At 31.6% G+C, this 6426-nt stretch carries 4 protein-coding genes; all 4 read left to right on the forward strand.

Translation table 11 applies throughout. The features are described from left to right. Window positions 1-596 precede the first annotated feature (596 nt). On the forward strand, window positions 597-2681 hold the full coding sequence (gene asnB / locus HY951_12125) for an asparagine synthase (glutamine-hydrolyzing) (GenBank protein ID MBI5540801.1): 2085 nt from the start codon (window positions 597-599) through the stop codon (window positions 2679-2681). 232 nt (window positions 2682-2913) lie between these two features. Then, window positions 2914-4188 carry an oligosaccharide flippase family protein gene (locus HY951_12130; protein MBI5540802.1) on the forward strand — a complete coding sequence of 425 codons (1275 nt, stop codon included), beginning with the start codon at window positions 2914-2916 and terminating at the stop codon, window positions 4186-4188. Between the two features lie 24 nt (window positions 4189-4212). After that, window positions 4213-5394 (forward strand): O-antigen ligase family protein, encoded by a 1182-nt coding sequence (locus HY951_12135; GenBank protein MBI5540803.1) that lies wholly within the window; start codon window positions 4213-4215, stop codon window positions 5392-5394. A 296-nt stretch (window positions 5395-5690) separates the two neighbouring features. After that, the coding region (locus tag HY951_12140) for a glycosyltransferase (GenBank protein MBI5540804.1) at window positions 5691-6426 on the forward strand (736 nt) is incomplete at its 3' end.

Raw genomic sequence — 6426 nt, forward strand, 5'->3', positions numbered from 1 at the left:
TCATTCAATTGTAGGGGCAGAGCTTGCTCTGACCAAGAATCTTTTCTTTTCTTCGACAAAGCAAGCTTTGTCGCTACATATTACAATAATGACATCCCTTCGGGATTTATGATTTATAAATCAATTTCTTTTCTATAATTATTTCATCCTTTCAGGATTTTTTAAGGCATAGGATTTCTTACACCGATGAATCATCTGATCAATTGATTGAAGCGAACTACAACAAATATTTACAATTAAATCATTCAATTGTAGGGGCAGAGCTTGCTCTGACCCACAATCTTTTCTTTTCATCGACAAAGCAAGCTTTATCGCTACATATTACATTAATGACATCTCTTCGGGATTGTTCAAGCAACAACGCAGAGAGAGCAGAGTAAAATTCTGATGGGAACACTGATTGAACTGATAAGAACAGAACAGAGAAAATTTTTTTGTTTATCGATTCTTTGCCTTAATTTTGCAGAAAAATTTTTAGAAAGGTATGGTATGATTTATTATTCTGTGGGGTCCATACTTAATCGTCTTCTTTCCTGCAGCCAAAATGTTTGGGTACCGGATACTCTTCCAATTATTTTTAATCTTTACTAAATCAAATGTGCGGAATTTTTGGTGTTATAAATATTAACGGGAAGATTGATGAAAGCAGAGTCATTGCTGCAAGGGATATTCTTGCCCACCGCGGCCCGGATGATGCGGGTGTCTATTTTTCGCAAAGAGGGTCACACTTCGACAAAGCTCAGCGTGACATACTAAATTATGTTGCTGATGAGGACAAGAATGCAAATCATGTGTTTATTGCACTTGCTCACCGTCGTCTATCAATAATTGATCTCTCACCTGCCGGTCACCAGCCAATGACTACAAATGATGGAAGGTTTACGATTGTTTATAATGGGGAAATTTATAATTACAAAGGCCTCATCCCTAACCCTTCTCCAAAGGAGAACAAAATAAGCAATCCCAACCCTTCTGCTAATGTGAAGGAAATTTTTAAATCCCATTCGGATACGGAAGTTATACTTTATTTGTATTCAAAGTATGGTAAAGATTGTTTGAATCTGCTGCGCGGAATGTTCGCTTTTGCTATTTGGGATGAGAAAGAAAAAACTTTGTTTGCTGCCCGTGACAGATTTGGTATAAAACCTTTCTATTATTTTTATGATGAAAATTACCCGCCTGCCGGCGAGGCAAGTTTTATATTTTCTTCAGAGCTGAAGGCTATTAAAGAGTACAAAAAAAATCTCACAACAAATTATAAAGCCCTGGATGCATTTTTAAAAACTGGTTCAGTACCGGCACCGATGACTATCTATAACGAAGTGAATTCTCTGATGCCTGGTTATTTTCTGGAATGGCAAAAATCAAAAGTAAAATGTCAAAAGTATTGGGAGTTCAGTTATTTAATTCAAAATTCTTCAATAAGCAGTTATCAGTCCTCAATTAATAGTCCGAAATCATACAACCATTCATCCAGTCAATCATTCAATCAATCAATCATTCCAGCACGTAAATACGATAATGATGCTAAGCGTATAATTCGTGAAGCGTTACTTGATACAGTGCGTGCTCATCTTGTGGCAGATGTAGAGGTTGGTGCGTTTTTATCCGGTGGTATTGATTCTACAGCCATTGTTTCTTTAATGCGACAGGTTGGTAAAGAAAAAATTAAAACCGTTTCAATAGTTTTTCCTGAAAGCAGATTTGATGAATCGAAATACTCAAGACTGGCTGCAAAGAGATATAACACAGAGCATATCGAAATTCCTTTTTATGAAAAAGATTTGCTTGATGATTTTGAAAACATAATGTCTGTTATGGACCAGCCGACTATTGACGGCATTAATACCTACTTCGTTTCAAAAGCTGCAAAGCAGGCAGGACTTAAAGTTGTCCTTTCCGGTTTGGGCGGTGATGAACTTTTCGGCGGTTATCCTTCTTTTAATCTTATTCCTAAATACCAGAGAATAAAAAATCTTCCTTTTGCAAAAATGTTTATGAAAGCCGCTGCTCCGTTGCTTAAAAACAAATTACCTGCAAAAGCAATTCATTATATGAAAAATCCTGATGAACCAAATGCAGAGTACAAACTTATAAGAGGACTTTTTACGGAGGAAGAGTTACAAATTTTGGGATGGAATTTTGAAAGACAAAAGATAAAAGTAAAAAGTGAAAAGGTTAATGATACCGTCATTTCGAGCGAAGCGAGAAATCTGAAGAATAAGATTTCTCAGTCACCCGATGAATCAGGCTCCTTCGAAATGACAACGATGCAGCATATTAGTTATTTGGAGACTTGCTATTATATGAGAAACCAACTCCTCCGCGACAGCGATGTTTTTAGTATGGCTCATGGCTTAGAATTAAGAGTGCCTTTTGTTGATCACAAACTTTACGAGGCAGTACTTCCCTATCTTGACGAAGCTTATGATAAAAATTTTCCCAAGAAAATGTTGGTTGAAGCAGTTGGAGATTTACCTGATGAAATTGTTCAAAGACCAAAAATGGGTTTTACTTTCCCCTTTGAAGATTGGATTATGAATGGGCAATTGAAAAATTTAATTAATGAAAGATTGAAAGATTTAGATGTTAAATTGAATATTGAACATTCAAGATTAGATATTGACAGAGTCCACTGGTCCAGGTTGTGGGCTTTGTTTGTAATAAGTTTTAATATTTAACTGTGTTGGAAAATCAAAATGCTGTTATCTTAGCTTAAACTATTTTAACTAAAAATATAATTTCAATAAATAATTATTGTATTTTTTTTTAGAAAAGAATTTTTGAGTCAAATAGAATTAAGGAATTTCTTGATAATTTTTATCACAATAATAAAGAATTATAATTTAATTCAGGATTAAATCAGGGATGATATCATTAGGACTTTTCAATTTGATAAAATTTAAAGATTTAATGAATCGTTTATTAAAGAGTAAATTAATTAATGATTCTTTTTGGGCCTTGTTTGGAAACATAGTGGGTAAAGGACTTGCACTTGCCGCAGGGATTATTGTAGCACGGTTTTTAGGAAAAGATATTTATGGCGAATATGGAATTATAAGAAACACCCTTATGTCATTGACAATATTTTCAACTTTTGGTTTGGGATACACTGCAACAAAATATGTTGCCGAATACAAAAACAGTAAACCTGAGTACATTAAAATTATCCTGAAATACTGCATAAACATAACTTTGATTGTAAGTGGAATAATGGCGTTATTGCTGTTGATAAGCGCAAATTATATTTCAGAAAATATATTGAATGCCCCACATCTCACAATACCTTTACGTCTTGTAGCTGTTTGGATCGTTTTTAATGCTGTAACTACAACACACATTGGGTTCCTCGCCGGTTTTAATGAATTTAAGGGTATGACTCGTGTCAATACAATTACAGGAGTTGCAACATTTATTACAAGTCTTGTTTTTACATATCTCTGGAAGCTTGAGGGCGCATTGATAGCATTGTTAATTTCTCAAATCCTGAACTGGTATTTAAACTTAATATTAGTAAAAAAACATAAATCAAAATTATTTTCTGATGAATTGTCTAAAAAAAATCTAATTAAAGAAATAATTAACTTTTCTTTTCCAGTCGCACTGCAAGAAGCTACATACTCAATAACAACCTGGCTGACAAGTCTTATATTAATAAAACTTTCAGGTTATGGTCAATTAGGACTTTTTTCTGCAGCAATACAATGGAATGCAATTATTCTTTTTATTCCTGGAATTTTAAGAAATGTGATATTATCTCATTTGTCAGAATCAGTTAACAATCAAAATCAGCATATTAGAGTATTAAAGCTAACCTTGTTCATAAATTTTTTAGTGACATTTACATTATCTATAGCAGTATTTCTAATGTCTGATCTAATAGTAGGTTTTTATGGTTCAACTTTTATAGGATTAAAAGAAGTAATAAGATTTGCAATAATAATTACGATTTTTTCCAGCTTAACTAATGTTTATACACAGGCATATTTATCGAAAGGAAAAAGCTGGCTAATATTTTTTATTAGATTTATAAGAGATGCAGGAGTTTTATTGCTTTCTTATTTTCTTTTAGTTTACACAGAAGGTAATTTAGGAGCAATGGCTTTGATATATTCATCACTAATATTAGATATTTTTTTTCTTCTTTTATTAGCCACAATATTTCATCTTGAATTAAAATATATTTAATGAAGTATAATTTTTAGATAATCAATGAAAAGTTTTATAAACATAATGGCTTTAATAGTTGCCTTGTTAGCTATAATCAACATTTCAAATTTTGAGATTGAACTCGGTGAATTTTATTATTACTCAATGGCATTTACGCTCACAGTATTAATGATACTTAGTAAAAATGTAAAAATAAATTATCTTATTTTATGGATAATTGGGGCAGCACTAATTAGTATTATTTTTAATCAGATACCGTCAGTTTTCATTCCTTATGCAAGATTGATGGCTTTTATTTTAATTGTCAGTCTGGTAGGACCATTTATTTATTCTAATACAATAAACTATTTTAGGTTGAAGCTATTTAATGCAATAAATATTTTTATCATATATCTTATTATAGCTTCATTTCTGGGTTTATTAGTTAATTCTTCAATAGTTTTTGGGCGTGGAGGTTTTACAGGATTCTTCAACCATTCAATGATACTAGGACCTATGGCGGCAATTGCTATGATTAATTCAATAGAAAAAGCATATTCAAATAAGAACAAATTATTTCGCCTCATTTATGCCATATTATCATTCATTAGCTTTATAACTTGTGTTGCTGCGGGTTCAAGAGTTGCATTAATTGCGGGTTTAGCTGGTACACTTTTTTTCATATACAAGGTAAATCAAAAAAAATTAACTTACCTTCTCAAATTCGTTTTAATTTTAGGAAGCATTTTAATTTTAAGTTATCCAATCTGGGAAGAATACACAGAAAGAATTATTTCTAAAATGAGTTATGCCGTAGAGATGGGTGATATTACCGTAACCAGGACCCATTTGTGGGTGTTACGATTAGAAGAATTTAGTTCGTCACCATTTTTAGGGATTGGATTTGCATCCATTAATACTAAAATTTTTAATAATCAGTTTGATCCATATAAAGGCAGGATTGAACCAGGAACTTCCTGGTTAGCAGTTCTTTCAATGATAGGGCTATTGGGTTTTATACCTTTTATATTATTATTAGCTGGTTATATGAAATTTATTTTGAAAGATAATAAAACGATTTTACAGACGGCATATCTTGGAAGTTTACTTATTCTATTCTTCGTGCATATGATTGCTGAGGGTTATGTATTTTCAGCTGGTTCAGGTTTGTTTTTTTATTTTTGGTTATTATTGGGTGTTTTATCAATAATTAAAATAAACAATGATAATATCATAATTAAATAATAAAAATTGTTTTCCCTTTGATAAGTCATTTCATAAAATATTATTACTCAAATTCATAATTGTTTCTTAAATGCTCGTTATAGTAAAAGACATAGAAAATGTATTGTAAATCTACAAGTAAATATTTGATTTTTATCTATACTTCTTTACCCGGCTATATGTTCCACTGTATCGAGAATTTAGCTCGATATACAGATTACAAAATCATTTTGGTCGAAACCACGAATAACAAGAATTATCCTATTAAGTTTTCGAGCACTTATTTCAAAATAGTTAGATTACAAGAGTTCAAAAATTTGATTCAAAATATTGTCTCTAGAGATATTCAAACAGTTTTTATTACGGGATGGGGAAATAGTGAAATCAGACATTTCACTAAATACTTTTATAAAAATAATGTTAATTTGATCTTATTAAGTGATCAACCTTTCAAAAACAACTTTAGACAAAAGATAGGGAAAAAATTACTTCAGCGATATTTAAGAAAATTTAAATATGTAATCGTACCGGGTAAAGCTGGTTATGATTTGATGCGTTATTATGGTGTTAAAGATGAAAATATCAGAATTGGGCTTTATACTGCAACTAATAAAATTTTTAATAATGCAAAGGCTTTACGAGATAATTTCAAAAACTATCCACAGGTCTTTCTATTTGATGGTCAATTCATTAAACGGAAAGGTGTTGTATTTTTAATTAAAGAATATTCACAATATCGTAAGTTATCTAAAGAACCTTGGGAATTGGTGATGGTTGGCAAGGGTGAACTTGAACATATTATACCACCTTTTGTAAAAAATTTGGGATTTGTTCATCAGGATAATTTAGGGGATGTTTATGCAAACGCAGGTTGTTTTGTATTACCCAGTTTAGAGGATCATTGGCCTTTAGTGATACACCAAGCTGCTTGTGCTGGTTTACCATTATTGTTAAGTCCATTTTGTTTTAATCACTTCGAATTTTTCGGAGAAAATGAGAATGGATTCTTTATAAATCCACATATTGAAGGATCCTTAACCCAGGCTATGCTAA

The sequence above is a fragment of the Bacteroidia bacterium genome (genome assembly GCA_016218155.1).
GTDB lineage: Bacteria > Bacteroidota > Bacteroidia > Bacteroidales > GWA2-32-17 > GWA2-32-17.

Coding starts and splice junctions, on each gene's coding strand:
- asnB (MBI5540801.1), top strand. CDS start 597: ATGTGCGGAATTTTTGGTGTTATAAATATTAACGGGAAGATTGATGAA.
- HY951_12130 (MBI5540802.1), top strand. CDS start 2,914: ATGAATCGTTTATTAAAGAGTAAATTAATTAATGATTCTTTTTGGGCC.
- HY951_12135 (MBI5540803.1), top strand. CDS start 4,213: ATGAAAAGTTTTATAAACATAATGGCTTTAATAGTTGCCTTGTTAGCT.